The following is a 20189-nucleotide window of genomic DNA, read 5'->3' on the forward strand; positions in this document are numbered from 1 at the left end:
ATATTGGCAGCTGTTCAGAAACGACTTCCTGCCGCGCTGGTATGCCACGTCCGGCGACGCCAAGCCGAAAATGCTGGCGAATACCGACACCGAAAACCTGGACCAGTTTGTGGCGCCGTTCACCGGCGACCAGTGGAAGCGCACCAAGGACGACAAAAACATTCTGATGACGCCGGCTTCGCGCTTTGTCAGCAATGCCGATCTGCAGACGCTGCCTGCCGGCGCGCTGCGCGGCCAGATCGTGCCGACGCCGATGCAGGTGAAGGTTCACGCGCAGGACGTCGATTTGCGCAAAGGGGTATCGCCGGATCTGAGCACGCTGGTCAAGCCGGCGGCGGACGTCGTCAATCAGCGCTTCGCGCTGCTGGGTGTGCCGGTTCAGGCCAACGGCTATCCGATCAAGACCGACATCCAGCCGGGCAAGTTTAAAGGCGCGATGGCGGTGCCGGGCGCCTATGAGCTGAAAATCGGCAAGAAAGAGGCGCGGGTGATCGGCTTCGATCAGGCCGGGGTGTTCTACGGGCTGCAGTCGATCCTGTCGTTAGTGCCGAGCGACGGCAGCGGCAAGATCGCCACGCTGGACGCCAGCGATGCGCCACGCTTCCAGTATCGCGGCATTTTCCTCGACGTAGCGCGCAACTTCCATAAGAAGGACGCGGTGCTGCGCCTGCTGGATCAGATGGCGGCCTACAAGCTCAACAAATTCCACTTCCACCTGAGCGATGACGAAGGCTGGCGCATCGAGATCCCCGGTTTGCCTGAGCTGACGGAGGTCGGCGGCCAGCGCTGCCACGATCTGAGCGAAACCACCTGTCTGCTGCCGCAGTACGGCCAGGGGCCGGACGTCTACGGCGGCTTCTTCAGCCGTCAGGACTATATCGACATCATCAAATACGCCCAGGCACGCCAGATTGAAGTGATCCCGGAGATCGACATGCCGGCACACGCCCGCGCCGCGGTGGTCTCGATGGAAGCGCGCTATAAAAAGCTGCATGCCGCCGGGAAAGAGCAAGAGGCCAACGAATTCCGCCTGGTGGATCCGACCGATACCTCCAACACCACCTCCGTGCAGTTCTTTAACCGCCAGAGCTACCTGAACCCGTGCCTGGATTCTTCCCAGCGTTTTGTCGACAAGGTGATCGGCGAGATCGCCCAGATGCATAAAGAGGCCGGCCAGCCGATCAAGACCTGGCACTTCGGCGGCGACGAAGCGAAAAACATTCGCCTGGGCGCCGGCTACACCGACAAGGCGAAACCGGAGCCGGGCAAAGGCATCATCGATCAGAGCAACGAAGACAAACCGTGGGCCAAGTCGCAGGTGTGCCAGACGATGATCAAAGAAGGCAAGGTGGCCGACATGGAGCACCTGCCGAGCTACTTCGGCCAAGAGGTCAGCAAGCTGGTGAAGGCGCACGGCATCGACAGAATGCAGGCCTGGCAGGATGGCCTGAAAGACGCCGAGAACGCGAAGGCGTTCGCCACCTCGCGCGTGGGCGTCAACTTCTGGGATACCCTGTACTGGGGCGGTTTCGATAGCGTCAACGACTGGGCCAACAAAGGGTATGAAGTGGTGGTTTCCAACCCGGACTACGTCTACATGGACTTCCCTTACGAGGTGAACCCGGACGAGCGCGGTTACTACTGGGGCACCCGCTTCAGCGACGAGCGCAAGGTGTTCAGCTTCGCGCCGGATAACATGCCGCAGAACGCGGAAACTTCAGTCGACCGCGACGGCAACCACTTCAACGCCAAGAGCGATAAGCCGTGGCCGGGCGCCTACGGGCTGTCCGCTCAGCTGTGGAGCGAAACCCAGCGCACCGATCCGCAGATGGAATACATGATTTTCCCACGCGCGCTGTCGGTGGCTGAACGCGCCTGGCACCGCGCCGGTTGGGAGCAGGACTACCGCGCCGGCCGCGAATACAAAGGCGGGGAAACCCACTTTGTCGATACCAAGACGCTGGAGAAAGACTGGCTGCGCTTCGCCAATATCCTGGGGCAGCGTGAACTGGCCAAGCTGGACAAAGGTGGCGTCGCTTACCGTCTGCCGGTGCCGGGCGCACGCGTAGCGGGCGGCAAGCTGGAGGCGAATATCGCGCTGCCGGGATTGGGCATCGAGTACTCCACCGACGGCGGCAAGCAGTGGCAGCGCTATGACGCCAAGGCCAAGCCTGCGGTGTCCGGTGAGGTGCAGGTGCGTTCGGTTAGCCCGGACGGCAAGCGCTACAGCCGCGCCGAGAAGGTCTAAGCCCGGTGCAACGGCCTGCTGCCCTGGCGGCGGCCGTATAACGAAGGGGGAATGCGTTCGCCCGCGCGTGTCGGCGTAGGGCGGACGTTGTAGTGAGAGTAGTACGTGGAGTAGCAGTGCCGCTGCAATTGTGATATTTCATGACATGATTTTCCCCCGGCTTGTCCGGGGATTTTTTTGCCCTTTGCACGGCAGGCATAAAAAAACCGCCTCGGTGTGAGGCGGTTTTTCATAGCCGGTCAGGCTTATTTCTTGTCGTGCAGCGTTTCGTCTTCGCGACAGTCACCGGTTTCACAGTGGCCGTACAGGTACAGGCTGTGGTTGGTGAGCTTGATGCCGTGCTGCTTGGCGATGTCACGCTGCCGCACTTCGATGGATTCGTCGCTGAATTCGATCACTTTGCCGCAGTCCAGGCAAATCAGGTGATCGTGGTGATGCTGTTGGGTCAGCTCGAACACGGACTTGCCGCCTTCGAAATTGTGACGTGTCACAATGCCCGCATCGTCAAACTGGTTCAGTACGCGATAAACCGTTGCCAGCCCGATCTCTTCGCCCATATCAATCAGTTTTTTGTACAAATCTTCCGCACTGACGTGATGGCATTCCGGATTTTGCAGTACTTCCAGGATTTTGAGTCGCGGAAGCGTGACTTTTAAGCCGGCCTTCTTCAATGCGATGTTGTTGTCGGTCATGCGAATTCAGTCCTGTTACTATGCTAATCAAGTTGAGGCGTACTCGCCTGTGGCATCGGTCGGCACAAAGAGTTAATGCGTCTCATTATAGAACCGGTTGTACTAAATGGAAACCGCCGGTTGTTAACAAAGATATAATTGCACTATTGCATGTTTTGCATGCAACGCCTTGATGGATGGGATAAACCGATATCTCAGTCTACCGTGACGGGGTGGGAAGTTACAAATCTGTAGCTTCTATCGCAGCAATCCCTGCTGCCGATGACGGCCCTGTGGGCACACTATGCACTTTACAGGGCCTTTGTTCAACCTTTCGCCAGTGCCGGGGCTTAGCCGACGATATCGGCCAGGCTCAGCTCTTCGACGATTTGTTTGACCCAGGCGTCCACGCGCTCGTTGGTCAGCTCAGGCTGACGGTCTTCGTCGATCGCCAGACCGATGAAGTGATCGTCGTCCGCCAGGCCTTTGGAGGCCTCGAAGTGGTAGCCTTTGGTCGGCCAGTGGCCCACGATGGCCGCGCCACGCGGTTCGATGATGTCGCGGATGGTGCCCATCGCGTCACAGAAGTATTCCGCGTAGTCTTCCTGGTCGCCGCAGCCGAACAGCGCCACCAGTTTGCCGTTGAAGTCGACTTCTTCCAGCGTCGGGAAGAAATCATCCCAGTCACACTGCGCTTCACCGTAGTACCAGGTCGGGATACCCAGCAGCAGGATATCGAACCCTTCCAGGTCTTCTTTGCTGCTTTTAGCGATGTCATGCACTTCAGAGACGTCGTCGCCAAACTGTTTCTGGAGAATTTTCTGGATCATTTTGGCAATGTTTTCGGTATTGCCAGTGTCGCTGCCAAAGAAAATGCCTACAGTAGCCATATCGCGTATAACCTTTAAATTCAAGTAATTGCATTACTCGACGCCGGCACTGCCGCCGCTGACGCCGATTAAAATGATGCCATGGCAAGAGCCTTTCGCCTCCGGGGCGGGCGCCGACAGGCGCAGTCTCTTACCGGTAAATGCGTATCATGCCAGAAAGTGGCGCCGGGGTTTTATCGCATTTATGCGATGCCGGAGAATGAAGAAAAGCGTGGTCGATCCGGCGTTGTCCTTAACGCCGCGCCGCGCGTGCGGCCGAAGAGATCAATGTTCCGGCTGTTCTTCCGCCAGTTGTGCCAACAGCATCTGCTCGATGAGTTCGCTGCGGCTGATGTTGCGCTGTTCCGCCAGTTTGTTCAGGGCGTCCACCGCATCCGCGTTGATTTTCAGCTCTACGCGCCGCAATCCACGCACTTTATCGCGCCGTAACTGATTGCGCTTATTGATTCTAAGCTGTTCATCGCGGGAAAGCGGGTTGGTTTTCGGGCGCCCCGGACGGCGTTCATCTGCGAACAGATCCAGCGTCGTGCGATCCGTTTGTTCTTTTGCCATAGGTAGCGGTACTGCAAGGGAGTTTGCATCAAAAAGCGCTCGCACGCTTCCGGAGGCATCGGTTAACACACTTCGGGCCAATAAACCCTAACCCAAATTCACCCCCGAACCGGCGTTCGCGAACGCGCTGGCGCGGTGGCAAAATTATAGCGCGCCATATTACCCCAGCAGATGGAGCGACGACAATGCCTAACTGCGGGCTAAACGCGCTAAGCCGTTATCTTTAGCGCGTTTTTTCGCCAGGTGAGTGCGTTTTTCAGGCTTCGTCGAGGAAACGGTGAATGGCGCGCAGCACCGCTTCCGGTTTTTCGGCGTGCACCCAATGGCCGGTGCCGGCGACGACGTGCGCGCGGGCCTGCGGGAACTGGCGGGCGATGTCCGCACGGTAGCTGTCCTGCACGTACGGCGACAGGCCGCCGCGAATGAACAGGGTCGGATGCGGCCAGGCCGGGACTTCCTGCCAGCCGGTGATGTCTTCGTAGCGTTCGATCAGCACCGGCAGGTTGAAGCGCCATTCGCCGTTGTGGAAGGACTTCAGCAGGAACTGGATCACGCCTTCTTCCTGCAGGTAGTCGCGCATCAGCTGGGCAGCCGCCTGGCGCTGGGTGATGCCGGCGGCGCTGACGGCCTTCAGTGCGGCGAAGATCTCGTCGTGGCGGCGGGTCTGGTAATTCACCGGCGCGACGTCGATGACGATCAGCCTGGCGACGCGCTCGGGCGCGATGGCGGTCAGCGCCATCGCCGCTTTGCCGCCCATCGAATGGCCGATGACGATCGCTTTTTCCAGCTGCAGTTCGTCGAGCAGCGCCAGCAGATCCTGCGCCATGGCGGGGTAGTTCATGTCGTCGGCGCGCGGGGAGAGGCCGTGGTTGCGCAGATCGACCTTGATCACCGTGTGCTGTTTATGCAGATCGCGCGCCAGCACGCCCAGGTTGTCCAGATTGCCGAACAGCCCGTGGATCAGCAGCACCGGCAGCGCGTCTGACTCGGCGGCCAGCAGTTGATAATGTAATTTCATGGCGAAGTTCATACTGAGAGAGATTCAGATTAGGGTATCATGATTGAATCGCACGATGAATCATGCGGAATTTTCGCGGCGCGGGCTTGGCAGTGCCGGCTATAGGTATTAGTCTGCATTTTCCGTCCGGAGGCACATTGTTGTGTTCGCCCCAGCGCTTTTAACCTTATAATCCCATGGCTTGAATGCAGGATCTGGCTTCAGGTTCTAAGTAGAAAAAACAGTATTGGATAAAGATGAAAACTATTGAAGTCGACGAAGAGCTTTACCGTTATATTGCCAGCCACACGCAACACATCGGTGAAAGCGCGTCCGATATTTTACGCCGCATGTTGAAATTCACCGCCGGGCAACCGGTGCGCGCGTTGCCTGCCGCCAGTGCGCCGCAGTCCGTCGAGCTGGAAAAAACGGCGCCGGCGCAGCGTCCGCGCGATCGCGTGCGCGCCATGCGCGAGCTGCTGTTGTCGGATGAATATGCCGAGCAGAACAAAGCGGTCAACCGTTTCATGCTGGTGCTGTCCACCCTGTATACCCTCGATGCCGCCGGTTTCGCCGCCGCCACCGAGGCGTTGACCGGCCGTACCCGCACCTATTTCGCCGGCGATCAGCAGACCTTGCTGGCCAACGGCACGCATACCAAGCCGAAGCATGTACCGGGCACCCCTTACTGGGTGATCACCAATACCAATACCGGCCGCAAACGCAGCATGATTGAACACATCATGCAGGCCATGCAGTTCCCGGCGGAACTGATCGAGAAAGTTTGCGGTACCGTCTAATTTAGCGAACAGCCCGTCATGATGGCCGTGCGCGACGTATTTGCCCGGTCACCGACAGGGATGAGGGAGATATGTCGATGGCGAATAATCCACGTGCCGGGCAGCCCGCCCGCCAAAGCGATCTGATCAACGTAGCCCAGCTGACGTCGCAGTACTATGTGCTGCAACCGGAAGCCGGCAATCCCGCACATGCGGTGAAGTTTGGCACCTCCGGCCACCGCGGCAGCGCGCAGCGCCACAGCTTCAACGAAGCGCACATCCTCGCCATCGCTCAGGCGATCGCCGAAGTTCGTCATCAGCAGGGCACCACCGGCCCGTGCTACGTGGGCAAAGACACCCATGCGCTGTCCGAGCCGGCCTTCATTTCCGTGCTGGAAGTGCTGACCGCCAACGGCGTCGATGTGATCGTGCAGGAAAATAACGGTTTCACGCCAACGCCGGCGGTATCGCACGCCATTCTGTGCCACAACCGCCGCGGCGGCGCGCAGGCCGACGGCATCGTCATTACGCCGTCCCATAACCCACCGGAAGACGGCGGCATCAAGTACAACCCGCCGAACGGCGGCCCGGCCGACACCAACCTGACGTCGGTGATTGAAAAGCGCGCCAACGAACTGCTGGCGCAACAGTTGAAAGGCGTTCAGCGCCAGTCGCTGGACAAGGCCTGGAACAGCGGCCACCTGCATGCCAAAGACCTGGTGCAGCCTTATGTCGAAGGCCTGGTTGAGGTGGTCGACATGCCGGCCATCCAACGCGCCGGCCTGAAACTGGGCGTGGATCCGCTTGGCGGTTCCGGCATCGCCTATTGGCAGCGCGTGGCGGAGCACTACAAGCTGGATCTGACGCTGGTGAACGATTCCATCGATCAGACCTTCCGCTTTATGCACCTGGACCACGACGGCATCATCCGCATGGACTGTTCGTCCGAGTCGGCGATGGCCGGCCTGCTGGCGCTGCGCGACAAATTCGATCTGGCGTTCGCCAACGATCCGGATTACGACCGCCACGGCATCGTCACGCCGAAGGGCCTGATGAACCCGAACCATTATCTGGCGGTAGCCATCAACTACCTGTTCCAGCATCGCCCGCAGTGGGGCGCTGATGTCGCAGTCGGTAAAACGCTGGTGTCCAGCGCGATGATCGACCGCGTGGTGGCCGACCTGGGCCGCAAGCTGGTGGAAGTGCCGGTCGGCTTCAAGTGGTTCGTGGACGGCCTGTTCGACGGCAGCCTGGGCTTCGGCGGCGAAGAGAGCGCCGGGGCCTCGTTCCTGCGCTTCAACGGCAAACCGTGGTCGACGGACAAAGACGGTATCATCATGTGTCTGCTGGCGGCTGAAATCACCGCGGTAACCGGTGAAAACCCGCAGCATCACTATGACGATCTGGCCAAACGCTTCGGTGCGCCAAGCTACAACCGCATCCAGGCGCCAGCGACTGCGGCGCAAAAAACGGCGCTGTCCAAGCTGTCGCCGGAAATGGTCAAGGCCAATACCCTGGCGGGCGACCCGATCACCGCCCGTCTGACTGCGGCACCGGGCAACGGCGCGTCGATTGGCGGCCTGAAAGTGATGACCGACAACGGCTGGTTCGCGGCCCGTCCTTCCGGTACCGAAGACGCATACAAGATCTACTGCGAGAGCTTCCTTGGGGCGGAACACCGCGAGAAAATCGAGCACGAAGCGGTCGAGATCGTTAGCGAAGTGCTGGCTTCCGCCAAGTAATCGCTTTTCTTGATTGATAAAAAGCGCTGTTTTTACAGCGCTTTTTTTATGCCTGCAATTTAGATATATCTTTTTATCGGCGCACGCTTGCGCATTTAGATATATCGATCTAGATTAGCGTTATCGACGCTGTTTAGATATATCTAAACAACCTCGTATTGATGTTCACTGTTAAAGCGAGGTATCACCCTATGTTTCATCGATTAGGTTTACACCGGCATCACCACCATCATGAATGCGAAGAGGGCCGCCGTCATCGCGGTGGGCGCCATCACTTCGGCGGCGAAGGCGAAGAGCACGGCCGGGGTGGGCGCGGCGGCCGGGGCGGGCGTCACCGTCTGTTCGAGCACGGCGATCTGCGTCTGGTACTGCTGGCGCTGGTGGCGCGCAAGCCCAGCCACGGCTATGAGCTGATCAAGGCGATTGAGGAGGCGTCATCCGGCCTGTACGTGCCGAGCCCGGGGGTGATTTACCCCACGCTGACGCTGCTGGAAGAGCAGGATTTCCTTGAGCCGCTCACCACCGGCAACGGCCGCAAAAGCTACCGCATCACCGCCGCGGGCGAGGGCGAGCTGCAAAAGCATCAACAGGTGGTTGACGTCATTCTGGCGCGTCTGGCGGGCGCCGGCCGCGAGCATCATCGGCACGGCAATCTGGCGGAAGGCATCTACGACGCCATGAACCGCCTGCGCAGCCTGCTGCGCGGCAACGTGATGCGCGCCGATCTCACGCCGCAGCAGGTGGAGCGCATCAACGCCGCGTTGCTGACCGCCGTGGCGGCGATCGAAAGCGAAATGCATATTCAACCCACGCAGCAGGAGAAGAACTGATGCCCGGCCACCGTTTTACTATTACCGTTGAAGCCCTGAGCGATCGCCAGGGCAATCCCGTCGAGAAAGCGCCGCTGAGTTTTGAAGTGACCAACCACGACGATATTCTCGATATCGTCGAACGCATCCGGGCGCGTGACGATCTGAACTTCGGCCCCGAGCAGAGCGCGGCCTTCGCCGTAGGCTTGAAGCTGTTCTCCGAAGTGATGATCGAAAACCGCAAACACCCGGTGTTTGCTCCGCTGCGCGATGCGTTTAAAGAATTTATGGTCGGATTGAAGAAGGGGCCGGCGGCGTAAAGGCGCGGCAAACCGCGCCCGCCGGGGTTAAGGCATGAAGCGATAGCCGACGCCGGTTTCGGTCAGCAGGTGTTTGGGCCGGGCCGGATCGGCTTCGAGCTTCTGCCGCAGGTGGCCCATGTAGATGCGCAGATAGTGGCTGTGCTCCACGTAGTTCGGCCCCCAGACGTGGCTCAACAGTTGGCGTTGGGTGATCACTTTGCCGGCGTTGGCCAGCAGCTCCGCCAACAGGCGAAACTCGATCGGCGTCAGATGCAGATCTTCGTCGTTGCGCAGTACCCGGCGATTCACCAGATCGACGGTGATTTCCGAAAAGCTTATCAGCGGGCTTTCCTGTTGGCTGGCGGAGTGGCGACGCAGTGCGACCCGTACCCGCGCCAGCAGCTCGCCGATGCCGAACGGTTTGCTGAGGTAGTCGTCGGCGCCGGCGTCCAGCGCGGCGATTTTGTCCTCTTCGGCGTTGCGCGCCGACAGCACGATCACCGGAATGGCGCTCCACTGCCGCAGATCGCGGATGTAGCTCAGCCCGTCGCCGTCCGGCAAGCCCAAATCAAGAATGATCAGATCCGGTTTGCGCGTGCCGGCTTCAATCAACCCACGCTGCAGCGTTTCACTTTCAAATACCCGCAGGCCTTCGCTCTCCAGTGCGGTGCGCACGAAGCGGCGGATCTCTTTTTCATCTTCAACAATCAGAATGTTGGTTGGCGTTATGCTCACGTTTCCCCTGCGTTGATTACAGATCGAAGGCGTCGCCGTCGATCTCGGGCGGTTTTTCCAGCGGCAGCACGAAGCGGAAGCTGGCGCCGCCGTTGGCGCCGTTTTCCGCCCAGATGCGGCCATCATGCACTTCAATAATGGCACGGCAAATCGCTAACCCCAAGCCGACGCCGGGGATTGCCGACTCTTTATTGCCGCGTGAAAACTTGTCGAAAATCAGCTGCAGCTGATCGGCGGGGATGCCGGGGCCGTTATCCCAGACCTCGACTTCCAGCCACTCGGGCAGCGTGCGGGCGCGAATGCCGATGGTGGCCTCGGCGCCGGCGTATTTATTGGCGTTTTCCAACAGGTTGGTGAACACCCGCTCCAGCAGGCTGCCGTCGCAGTTGACCAGGATCTGTTCCGGCGGCAGTTCGACCACGATAGGATGCTGGCTGAGCAGCGGCTCCAGCATGTGCAGCGAGGCGCCGACGATCTCTTCCAGCGACTGCCACTCTTTGCGCAGGCTGAAACCGCCGGACTGGATGCGCGCCATATCCAGCAGGTTGTTCACCAGCCGGGTGGTGCTCAGCACCTGCTGGCGGATCTGGCTGGCCTGGGTGGCGTGATTGGAGCCTTCGGCCGCCAGATCCAGCGTGAGAATTTCCGCCTGGCCGAACAGCACGGTCAGCGGCGTGCGCAGATCGTGCGACAGCGCCGCCAGCAACGAGTTGCGCAGCTGTTCGCGCTCGGCGTCCAGCTTGGCTTCTTCGGCGCTGCGCGCCAGGTGCAGCCGCTCCAGCGCGCTGGCGATCAGCACCGCGAAGGTCTGCAGCAGCCGCTGCTGTTCCGGCACCATCAGCTGGCGCAGGTTGTTGGGTTCGATCGCCAGCAGGCCGAAGGTCTGCTTGGGGGTATTGAGTGGCAGCAGCTGGTAAGGCACGCCGGGCAGGGTGTCGGTGCCGGCGCCGGCCGGCAGGCCTTTGTCGAAGCTCCAGCGTGCGATGGCCTCGTCTACCGACAGCAGCCCACCTTCCTCGCCGACCATCTGTTGCAGGCGGCCGTCTTCCTGCGGCAGCAGCAGCACGGTTTTCGCCTGGAAACTGCTGGAGAGGAAGTGGCGGCTGGTGTTGGCGATGTCGGCCACGGTCAGCGCGCGGCTCAGCCCGCGCGACATTTCGTACAGGTGGCGCGCCCGCTGCTCGCGGTAGCGCGCCACCCGGGCCTGATAACGCACCCCGGCGGTCAGGTTGCCGATGATGATGCCGACGGCGAGCATCACGCCGAAGGTCAGCAGATACTGCATGTCGCTGACGGCGAACGACCATTCGGGCTGGACGAAGAACAGATCGAAACTGGCGACGTTGATCACCGCCGCCAGCACCGACGGCCAGCGGCCGAAGAACAGCGCGACGATCGCCACGCCGAGCAGATAAACCATCACCAGGTTGGCCTGATCGAAGCCCGGCAGCAGCCACTGCGAGAGCAGGGTAATCAGCGCGCACAGCGCCACCGCGACCACGCAACCGCGCAGCTGCATGCGCCATTTATCATTGAAGCTGCGGCCGTCGTGCTCCTTGCCCGGCGGCGGTTGTGCGGTGTCGCTCTCCAGCGCCACGATCACCAGATCGAGATCCGGGCCCAGCCGGCCGAGGCGATCGGCGAAGCTGCCGCGCAGCTTCCAGCGCTGCTCGCTGCGGCGGCCGATGATGATTTTGCCGAGGTTATGCTCGCGGGCATAGCGCAGCACCGCGCGCTCTTCGGACGGATCGGCCAGCGTGGCGGTTTCTGCCCCCAGTTCCTGCGCTAGCCGCAGCGCGCGCAGAATGGCGCGGCGCTGGTTTTCCGGCAGCCGGTGCAGCTTGGGGGTTTCCACATAGACCGCATGCCAGTGGCAGCCGAGCCGCGCCGCCAGCCGGGCGGCGATGCGCACCAGCTTTTCGTTGCCGCTGTTGTGGCCGACGCACAGCAGAATGCTGTCGCGGGTGTGCCACACTTTCTCGCGCCCCTGGGTGTCACGAAACTCGCGCATCTGGTCATCGACCCGATCGGCGGTGCGGCGCAGCGCCAGCTCGCGCAGGGCGATCAGGTTGCCTTTGCGGAAGAAGTGCTCGATGGCGCGCTCGGCCTGGCCGGGAATATACACTTTGCCTTCGTGCAGCCGCCGGCGCAGATCGTCCGGCGGCAGATCGACCAGCACCACTTCGCTGGCCTCGTCAAACACGTGGTCGGGCACCGTTTCACGCACCCGCACGCCGGTCACGCCGCCCACTACGTCGTTCAGGCTTTCCAGATGCTGTACGTTGACGGTTGTCAGCACGTCGATGCCGGCATCCAGCAGCTCTTCCACATCCTGCCAGCGTTTGGGGTGGCGCGAACCGTGAGCGTTGCTGTGCGCCAGTTCATCCATCAACACCAGCGCCGGGTGGCGCGCCAGCGCGGCGTCGAGATCGAATTCATGCACCAGCCGGCCACGATGCTGGATGCGTTTTTGCGGCAGCAGCGTCAGGCCGTCGAGCAGGGCGGCGGTCTCGCTGCGGCCGTGGGTTTCCACCACGCCGACCAGCACGTCCAGCCCCTGAGCGCGCAAACGCTGGGCTTCCTGCAGCATGGCGTAGGTTTTGCCGACGCCGGCGCAGGCGCCGAAGAATACTTTCAATCGGCCGCGCGGTTTTTCATTGGCCATCGCCAGCAGGCTATCGGGATCGGGGCGCTGCTGCTCTTCTTCGACCATGACAATTCCTTGTGTTACCAAGCAAAAAGGGGTTCGGCATGCCGAACCCTATCACTATGCTGAATACGGCGCGTTACTTCAACGCATCCAGCGCCAGGTTCAGCTTCAGTACGTTCACCACCGATTCCCCCATGAAGTTGGGCGTGGCCCGATCGGTGTTGTCTTCGATCAGTTTGGCGATCTGTTCCGGCGGCAGATGCCGTGCCGCCGCGACCCGTGCCAGCTGATACTGTGCGGCGGCGATCGAGATTTGCGGATCCAACCCGCTGCCGGAGGCGGTCAGCAGATCGACCGGGATCGGGCCGCTCATCGCAGGGTTGGCCTGGCGCAGCTGCGCTGCGCGCTCGGCGATAGCCTTATCCAGTGCCGGGTTGGTGGCCGCCAGGTTGCTGCCGGCAGAGGCCAGTGGATTATAGGCCGAATCGCCGGTGGCCGATGGGCGGCCCCAGAAATAGTCGGCGCGCGTGAAGTTCTGGCCGATCAGCGCGGAGCCGACCGCCTTGTCGCCCCGGTACAGCAGCGAACCGTTGGCCGCACCCGGAAACAGCAGCTGCGCCAGCCCGGTGGTCAGCAGCGGATAGGCGATGCCGGTGATCAGCGTCAGCAGGATCAGCATCACCAGCGCAGGTCGTAAATAAGTCATGTTCATTTCCCTCAATGGTTAACCGGCGACGTGCAGCGCGACCAGGATCAGGTCGATCAGTTTGATGCCGACGAACGGCACCAGCAGGCCGCCGACCCCGTACAGCCACAGGTTGCGGCGCAGCAGGGCCGCGGCGCTCATTGGTTTGTAGCTCACCCCTTTCAGCGCCAGCGGGATCAGGAACACGATCACCAGGGCGTTGAAGATCACCGCCGACATGATGGCGGAGGCCGGGGAATGCAGATGCATCACGTTCAGTGCGTTCAGCTGTGGATAGGTGGCCGCGAAGGCCGCCGGAATGATGGCGAAGTATTTGGCCACGTCGTTGGCGATGCTGAAGGTGGTCAGCGAGCCGCGCGTCATCAACATCTGTTTGCCGATGTGCACCACTTCGATCAGCTTGGTCGGGTTGGAATCCAGATCGACCATGTTGCCCGCCTCTTTGGCGGCCTGGGTGCCGGAGTTCATCGCCACCGCCACATCGGCCTGCGCCAGCGCCGGGGCGTCGTTGGTGCCGTCGCCGGTCATCGCCACCAGGCGGCCTTCCGCCTGGTACTGGCGGATCAGCGCCAGCTTGGCTTCCGGCGTGGCTTCCGACAGGAAGTCGTCCACCCCGGCTTCGGCGGCGATCGCCGCCGCGGTCAGCGGGTTATCGCCGGTGATCATCACCGTTTTGATGCCCATCTTGCGCAGCTCATTGAAGCGTTCCTTGATGCCGCCCTTGACGATATCCTTCAGCGCCACCACGCCCAGCACTCGGGCGCCTTCCGCCACCACCAGCGGTGTACCGCCGGTGCGCGCCACGCTTTCCACCAGATCGTCCACCGCCCGCGGGAAGTGCCCCTGATTGGATTCGACGTGACGGCGAATGGCATCCACTGCGCCTTTGCGGATCATGCGCTCCTGCACGTTGACGCCGCTCATGCGGGTCTGGGCGGAGAAGGGCACGAAGGTGGCGTTCAGCGCCTGCAGATCGCGTTCGCGCAGGTTGAATCGCTGTTTGGCCAACACCACGATGCTGCGGCCTTCCGGCGTTTCGTCCGCCAGCGAGGCCAGCTGCGCGGCATCCGCCAGCTCTTGCTCTTTCACGCCCGGTGCCGGCAGGAACTCCGAAGCCTGGCGGTTGCCCAGCGTGATGGTGCCGGTTTTATCCAGCAGCAGCACGTCCACGTCGCCGGCGGCTTCCACCGCGCGGCCGCTGGTGGCGATCACGTTGGCGCCGAGCATGCGGCTCATCCCGGCCACGCCGATGGCGGACAGCAGGCCACCGATGGTGGTGGGGATCAGACAGACCAGCAGCGCGACCAGCACGGTGATGGTGACCACGCTGCCGCTGCCGGCCGCTTCCACGCTGTATTGCGAGAACGGGAACAGGGTGGCGGTGGCCAGGACGAACACGATGGTCAGCGCCACCAGCAGGATAGTCAGTGCGATCTCGTTCGGCGTTTTGCGGCGTTTGGCGCCTTCCACCATGGCGATCATGCGATCGAGGAAGGTTTCCCCCGGGTTGACGCTGCACTGCACCACCAGCCAGTCGGACAGCACGCGGGTGCCGCCGGTGACCGAGGAGAAGTCGCCGCCGGACTCGCGGATCACCGGCGCGGATTCACCGGTGATGGCGCTTTCATCTACCGAGGCGCCGCCTTCCAGCACTTCGCCGTCGCACGGGATGGTGTCGCCGGCTTCCACCAGCACGATATCGCCCTTGCGCAGGCTGTCGGCGGCCACTTTCTCCGTGGCGCCGTCGCGGCGCGGGCCGGCCAGTTTTTTCGCCCAGCTGGTTTTCTTGGTGCCCTTCAGGCTTTCCGCCTGGGCCTTGCTACGCCCTTCGGCCAGCGCTTCCGCGAAGTTGGCGAACAGCACGGTGAACCACAGCCACAGGGAGACGCTGCCGGTAAAGGCGGCGGCGCCGTCGGTTTGGCCGGTGAAGATCGCCAGCCAGATGGCGGTGGTCAGAATGCTGCCGATATACACCACGAACATCACCGGGTTGCGCCATTGAACGCGAGGGTCCAGTTTTTTCACCGCATCGATCAGCGCGGTGCGCACCAGGGCCGGTTCAAACAGCGCGCGTTGTTTGCGAGTCATCTCTTATTCTCTCTCTGTGACGTCTGTTAGTTTGCCAACCAAAGCTGCAAATGCTCGGCCACCGGGCCCAGCGCCAGCGCCGGCACGAAGGTCAGCGCGCCCACCAGCAGCACGGTGCCGATCAGCAGGCCGATAAACAGCGGCCCATAGGTCGGCAGGGTGCCGTTGCCCGCCGGCTGGCGTTGTTTGGCGCTCAGCGAACCGGCGATCGCCAGCACCGGCAGGATCACCCCGAAGCGGCCGACAAACATGGCGAAGGCCAACAGCAGGTTGTAGAACGGCGTATTGACGCTCAACCCGGCGAAGGCGCTGCCGTTGTTGTTGGCGGCGGAGGACAGGGCGTACAGCACTTCGCTGAAGCCGTGGGCGCCCGGGTTGAGGATGCCGGCGCGGCCCGCGTCGGTGCCGATGGCCAGCGCGCTGCCCAGCAACACCAGCGTCGGCGTGACCAGGATCGCCAGCGCGGTCATCTTCATGTCGTAAACGTCGATTTTCTTGCCCAGATATTCCGGGGTGCGGCCGATCATCAGACCGGCGATAAACACCGTCAGCAGCACGAACAGCAGCATGCCGTACAGGCCGGAGCCGACGCCGCCGAACACCACCTCACCGATCTGCATCAGCCACATCGGCACCATGCCACCCAGCGCGGTGAAGGAGTCGTGCATGGCGTTAACCGCCCCGCAGGACGCGGCGGTGGTCACCACCGAGAACAGGCTGGTGGCAAGAATGCCGAAGCGCGACTCTTTGCCTTCCATATTGATATTGCTGTCGGCGCCCAGCGCGCTCAGGTGCGGGTTGCCCGCCAGTTCGGCGTACATCACCACGACCACCGCCACCACGAAGATCAGCGCCATCGCCCAGATCAGCGCATGGCCCTGGCGGTTTTCACCGGCCAACTGGCCGAAGGAGAAGCACAGTGCGCAGGGGATCAGGAAGATGGCCAGCATCTGCACGAAGTTGGTCAGCACGGTCGGGTTCTCGAACGGGTGCGCCGAGTTGGCGCCGAAGAAGCCGCCGCCGTTGGTGCCGAGCATTTTGATCGCTTCCTGCGAGGCCACCGGCCCCATCGGCAGCGTCTGCTGCGCGCCTTCGAGCGTGGTGACGTGCAGGTAAGGCAGGAAGTTTTGCAGCGTGCCCTGGCTGACGAAGAACAGGGCGATCAGCAGCGCGATCGGCAGCAGCACATACAGCGTGATGCGGAACAGATCGGCCCAGGCGTTGCCGACGGTGTTGCCGGCGCGGCGGGTAAAGGCGCGGATCAGCGCAAAGGCCACGGCGATGCCGGTGGAGGCGGAGACGAAGTTCTGCACCGCCAGCCCGGCCATCTGGCTGAAATAGCTGAGGGCGCTTTCGCCGCTGTAGGCCTGCCAGTTGGTGTTGGTGACGAAGCTGACGGCGGTGTTGAGCGCCAGATCCCAGGAGAGGCCCGGGAAGCCTTGCGGGTTGAGCGGCAGCGAGCCCTGCGTCATCAGCAGGGCGAACAACAGCGCCAGGCCGAGCAGGTTGAACGCCAGGATCGCCAGCGCGTACTGCCACCAGTTCATCTCGGTGGCGCGGATGCCGCAGGCGCGCCAGACGCCGGCTTCTACCCCGCGCAGCGCAGGCAACGGCTCACCTTCGATCAGGCGCGCCATAAAGCCGCCCAGCGGCCGGGCCAGCAGCAGAAGCACCAGCAGGAAGCTGGCGATCAGTAAAAAGGCTGAAGCCGCCATCAGAAATCCTCCGCGTTAAACAGGGCGTAGACCAAATAGGCCAACAGCAGCAGAACCAACAGCGCACCACCAATAACGCTGAAACTCACGGGACACCTCCAGAGGTGTTGTTTTTGATAGAGGCAGTGTAGGGAGAGGGGTAGAAAGAAGATGAAAAAATCGCGCGGGCGGGTGTAAAAAAAGTATAAAAATGGCTGAAATTTCAGCGGAAATTCAGCGCTTCAACCATCAGGCCGGTGGAGAGATTGCCCCTGATGGGGCAGGGCGAACGGGCGTAAGCGGGAAATAACCACCCGAATAATAACCACAATGTAACCCATGGTAAGTTAAAAATTAACTTGACTGTAACAAAATTACGGATCGCTGCGGCGATTAGCGATTTTTTGTGCGATTTAGTGGTCGGATGAGTAGTAAACTTTCATCAAGTGCGCTAAAATTTTGCTCAGTTACCAAATTACCGATTGTTCATTTGATACGCCGACGCCGTTTTCCCTGACAAATCAACGGCAGGCGTTTTTAAGGAGGTTCGCATGTCTACTACCTATCACGCTTATTCATTGCATCGGATTCTCCTGCGCCGCAGCGCAGTGGTTATCGCGGGCATTTTGGCCCTGCCGGTGATGCTGTTCCGCAGCGATCGCGGGCGTTTTTACAGCTACCTGCACCGCGTCTGGTCAAAAACCAGCGATAAGCCGGTCTGGCTGCAGCAGGCGGAATTGGCGTCCTGCGATTTCTACTGAGCCACTGTCGATTCACGAAAAAACCCTCGCCCTGCGGCGGGGGTTTTTTTATGCCTCTGGCCGCCCCTATCAAGCGCAAGGTCGTATTCGGCAAGCCATTCTTCTACACTTTCCTCATCGGCCAACAACACGGGAGAGCGGTATGAGTGACAAGATCCCTATCGGCATCAGCGCCTGTTTACTGGGCGAGACGGTGCGTTTCGACGGCGGCCACAAGCGGCTGGCCTTTGCGGTGGAACAGTTGGCGCCCTATGTGCGCTTTGAGCCCGTTTGCCCGGAAATGGCGATCGGGCTGCCTACGCCGCGCCCGGCGCTGCGCCTGGTGAAACAGGCGCAGCCGTGGCCGGCGATGCGCTACAGCAACGACGCCGGCGTGGATCTGACCGAGGAGATGCGCGGCTTCTCCGCGCAGCGCGTGGCGGCCTTGCAACATCTTTGCGGGTACATCGTCTGCGCCAAGTCACCGAGCTGCGGCCTGGAGCGGGTGCGGGTCTACAGCGAAAACGGCAAGGACTCGCGTAAAAACGGCGTCGGTCTGTTTACCGCCGAACTGCTGCGCCAGATGCCGTGGCTGCCGGTCGAAGAGGATGGACGATTGCAGGACGCGGCACTGCGGGAAAACTTCATTGAACGGGTGTATGCGCTGTACGAGCTGAACATGCTGTGGCGTCAGGGGCTGACCCGCGGCGGGCTGATCGCGTTTCACAGCCGCTATAAGCTGTCGCTGCTGGCGCATTCGCAGCCGGCGTATCGGGAGCTGGGGCGCTTCGTCGCCGATATTCACCGCTGGGACTCGCTGGAGGCCTTCGCCGTGGAATACCGCAGCCGCCTGATGGCGCTGTTGGCGCACAAGGCAACGCGCCGCAACCACACCAATGTGTTGATGCACGTGCAGGGCTATTTCCGCCGTCAGCTCAGTACGGCGCAGCGCCAGGAGCTGGCACACCTGATCGACCGCTACCGGCAGGGCATGCAGCCGCTGTTGGCACCGATCGCGCTGCTCAAGCATTACATGGCGGAATACCCCGATCGCTATCTGGCGGAACAACGCTATTTCGAACCTTATCCGGAGGCGCTGCGTTTGCGTTACGGCCATTGATTGACAAGGAGTTTTATGACCACGCATCTGGTCTGGTTGCGTAACGATCTGCGTATCACCGACAACAACGCGCTGCAGGCGGCCTGTAGCGATCCCGAAGCCCGGGTGCTGGCGGTGTTTATCGCCACGCCGCAGCAGTGGCGGCAACATGAGATGGCGCCGCGGCAGGCGGCGCTGATCCACGCCAGCCTGCAGGCGGTGCAGCAGGCGCTGGCGCACAAGGGCATTGCGCTGCATTGCCATGCCTGTGCGGACTTTGCCGCGTCGATCGACTGGCTGGCGGACTATTGCGAGCGGGAGCAGGTGGATGCGCTGTTCTACAATCGCCAGTACGAACTGAACGAACGCCGGCGCGATGCGCGGCTGGAACAGCGGTTGAGCGGCCGGGTGAGGTGCCACGGTTTCGATGACAGCCTGCTGTTGCCGCCGGGCAGCGTACTCACCGGCGGCGGCGAGATGTACAAGGTCTATACGCCGTTTCGCAACGCCTTTCTTCAACGCCTGACCGAGTCCGACGTGAGTTGCCTGCCGGCGCCGAAGATCCGTGCCGGTGGCGCGTTGCCTGCGCCTGAGGCGCCGGCGGCGTTCGATTACCCTACGGCGGAGACTGGGGATGGTTATCCCGCCGGCGAGGAGGCTGCGTTGCAGCGGCTGCGCGCCTTTTGCCGCGAGCAGGTGCAGGATTACCTCCGGCAGCGCGATCTGCCGGCCCTCGCCGGCACCAGTAGCCTGTCGCCCTATCTGGCGATCGGCGTGCTGTCGCCGCGCCAGTGCTTCAATCGCCTGCGCGCCGAATGCCCGCAGCTGCTGGAAGATCGCGAAAGCGGTGCCTTCGCCTGGCTCAACGAGCTGATTTGGCGCGAGTTCTATCGCCATCTGCTGGTGGCCTATCCCGATCTGTGCCGCCATCGGCCGTTTATTGCCTGGACGGACAAGGTGCGCTGGTGCGATGACGCGGCGAAGCTGCACGCCTGGCAGCGGGGCGAGACCGGCTACCCGATCGTCGATGCCGCCATGCGCCAGCTGAACGCCACCGGCTGGATGCACAACCGGCTGCGCATGATCAGCGCCAGTTTTCTGGTGAAGGATCTATTGATCGACTGGCGCGCCGGGGAGCGCTATTTCATGTCGCAACTGCTGGATGGGGATCTGGCGGCCAACAACGGTGGCTGGCAGTGGGCGGCCTCCACCGGCACCGACGCCGCGCCGTATTTCCGCATCTTCAACCCGACGACTCAGGGTGAACGTTTTGATCCACAAGGCACTTTTATCCGTAAATGGTTGCCGGAACTGGCGGATGTGCCCGACAATGACATCCATCACCCCCATCGCTGGGCGGAAAAGCAGCGATGCACGCTGAACTACCCGCTGCCGATCGTCGACCATAAGCAAGCCCGGCTGGAGACGCTGGCGGCGTTCGAGGCGGCAAAACGGGGAGAGTCTTGAGGCAACTGCAAGGAGCGATG

Annotated in this window: 18 protein-coding genes; 8 read left to right on the plus strand and 10 right to left on the minus strand. The window is 61.7% G+C overall.

Features of this window, described 5'->3' with window-relative positions; genetic code table 11:
• Positions 1 to 2248: family 20 glycosylhydrolase (locus EKL15_RS08855; RefSeq protein ID WP_203089274.1), on the plus strand; the 2248-nt coding region annotated here is incomplete at its 5' end.
• A gap of 245 nt (positions 2249 to 2493) precedes the next feature.
• On the opposite strand, the gene fur is transcribed toward EKL15_RS08855, so the two are convergent.
• The 4 genes from fur to ybfF all read right to left on the minus strand — a co-directional run bounded on the left by fur (position 2494) and on the right by ybfF (position 5391).
• Positions 2494 to 2940: a ferric iron uptake transcriptional regulator gene (fur, locus tag EKL15_RS08860; RefSeq protein ID WP_019454058.1), complete on the minus strand. Its 447-nt coding sequence runs from the start codon at positions 2938 to 2940 to the stop codon at positions 2494 to 2496.
• 329 nt (positions 2941 to 3269) lie between these two features.
• Complete coding sequence (gene fldA, locus EKL15_RS08865) at positions 3270 to 3809, minus strand: flavodoxin FldA (RefSeq protein ID WP_025301862.1); 540 nt, start codon at positions 3807 to 3809, stop codon at positions 3270 to 3272.
• 264 nt (positions 3810 to 4073) lie between these two features.
• Positions 4074 to 4361: a LexA regulated protein gene (gene ybfE, locus EKL15_RS08870; protein ID WP_004939936.1), complete on the minus strand. Its 288-nt coding sequence runs from the start codon at positions 4359 to 4361 to the stop codon at positions 4074 to 4076.
• Positions 4362 to 4617: 256 nt separating this feature from the next.
• Positions 4618 to 5391: an esterase gene (gene ybfF / locus EKL15_RS08875; RefSeq protein WP_080432951.1), complete on the minus strand. Its 774-nt coding sequence runs from the start codon at positions 5389 to 5391 to the stop codon at positions 4618 to 4620.
• A 224-nt stretch (positions 5392 to 5615) separates the two neighbouring features.
• On the opposite strand from ybfF, the gene seqA reads away from it, so the two are divergent.
• The 4 genes from seqA to EKL15_RS08895 all read left to right on the plus strand — a co-directional run bounded on the left by seqA (position 5616) and on the right by EKL15_RS08895 (position 9008).
• Positions 5616 to 6158, plus strand: coding sequence for a replication initiation negative regulator SeqA (gene seqA / locus EKL15_RS08880; protein ID WP_049201976.1), 543 nt, complete (start codon positions 5616 to 5618; stop codon positions 6156 to 6158).
• 77 nt (positions 6159 to 6235) lie between these two features.
• On the plus strand, positions 6236 to 7879 hold the full coding sequence (pgm, locus tag EKL15_RS08885; protein WP_187322101.1) for a phosphoglucomutase (alpha-D-glucose-1,6-bisphosphate-dependent): 1644 nt from the start codon (positions 6236 to 6238) through the stop codon (positions 7877 to 7879).
• A 191-nt stretch (positions 7880 to 8070) separates the two neighbouring features.
• On the plus strand, positions 8071 to 8709 hold the full coding sequence (locus EKL15_RS08890) for a PadR family transcriptional regulator (RefSeq protein WP_060423604.1): 639 nt from the start codon (positions 8071 to 8073) through the stop codon (positions 8707 to 8709).
• Positions 8709 to 9008: a DUF3861 domain-containing protein gene (locus EKL15_RS08895; RefSeq protein ID WP_038877504.1), complete on the plus strand. Its 300-nt coding sequence runs from the start codon at positions 8709 to 8711 to the stop codon at positions 9006 to 9008. Before EKL15_RS08890 ends, EKL15_RS08895 begins: the two co-directional genes overlap by 1 nt.
• Before the next feature lie 27 nt (positions 9009 to 9035).
• Here the strand turns inward: EKL15_RS08895 and kdpE are convergent, their stop codons facing one another.
• From kdpE to EKL15_RS24820, 6 genes are all read right to left on the minus strand, one after another.
• Complete coding sequence (gene kdpE / locus EKL15_RS08900; protein WP_038877506.1) at positions 9036 to 9725, minus strand: two-component system response regulator KdpE; 690 nt, start codon at positions 9723 to 9725, stop codon at positions 9036 to 9038.
• A 16-nt stretch (positions 9726 to 9741) separates the two neighbouring features.
• The gene (gene kdpD / locus EKL15_RS08905; protein ID WP_087763325.1) at positions 9742 to 12438 is read right to left on the minus strand and encodes a two-component system sensor histidine kinase KdpD; all 2697 of its coding nucleotides are present in this window, start codon (positions 12436 to 12438) and stop codon (positions 9742 to 9744) included.
• A gap of 73 nt (positions 12439 to 12511) precedes the next feature.
• Positions 12512 to 13081 carry a potassium-transporting ATPase subunit KdpC gene (gene kdpC, locus EKL15_RS08910; RefSeq protein WP_055311935.1) on the minus strand — a complete coding sequence of 190 codons (570 nt, stop codon included), beginning with the start codon at positions 13079 to 13081 and terminating at the stop codon, positions 12512 to 12514.
• An 18-nt stretch (positions 13082 to 13099) separates the two neighbouring features.
• On the minus strand, positions 13100 to 15169 hold the full coding sequence (gene kdpB / locus EKL15_RS08915; RefSeq protein ID WP_203089276.1) for a potassium-transporting ATPase subunit KdpB: 2070 nt from the start codon (positions 15167 to 15169) through the stop codon (positions 13100 to 13102).
• 26 nt (positions 15170 to 15195) lie between these two features.
• Positions 15196 to 16884, minus strand: coding sequence for a potassium-transporting ATPase subunit KdpA (gene kdpA / locus EKL15_RS08920; protein ID WP_038877511.1), 1689 nt, complete (start codon positions 16882 to 16884; stop codon positions 15196 to 15198).
• The gene (locus EKL15_RS24820; protein WP_016928742.1) at positions 16884 to 16973 is read right to left on the minus strand and encodes a K(+)-transporting ATPase subunit F; all 90 of its coding nucleotides are present in this window, start codon (positions 16971 to 16973) and stop codon (positions 16884 to 16886) included. Before EKL15_RS24820 ends, kdpA begins: the two co-directional genes overlap by 1 nt.
• A gap of 441 nt (positions 16974 to 17414) precedes the next feature.
• Here EKL15_RS24820 and EKL15_RS08930 point away from each other — a divergent pair, with 441 nt between their 5' ends.
• From EKL15_RS08930 to phrB, 3 genes are all read left to right on the plus strand, one after another.
• Entirely contained in the window at positions 17415 to 17624 is a 210-nt protein-coding gene (locus EKL15_RS08930; RefSeq protein WP_004939916.1) for a YbfA family protein, read from the plus strand.
• A 142-nt stretch (positions 17625 to 17766) separates the two neighbouring features.
• Positions 17767 to 18723, plus strand: a complete 957-nt coding sequence (locus tag EKL15_RS08935) for a DUF523 and DUF1722 domain-containing protein (protein WP_100396174.1) — start codon at positions 17767 to 17769, stop codon at positions 18721 to 18723.
• Positions 18724 to 18738: 15 nt separating this feature from the next.
• Positions 18739 to 20169, plus strand: a complete 1431-nt coding sequence (phrB, locus tag EKL15_RS08940; protein ID WP_100396173.1) for a deoxyribodipyrimidine photo-lyase — start codon at positions 18739 to 18741, stop codon at positions 20167 to 20169.
• Positions 20170 to 20189: the final 20 nt, after the last annotated feature.

The sequence above is a fragment of the Serratia sp. 4542 genome (genome assembly GCF_016805595.1).
Lineage (GTDB): Bacteria > Pseudomonadota > Gammaproteobacteria > Enterobacterales > Enterobacteriaceae > Serratia > Serratia nevei.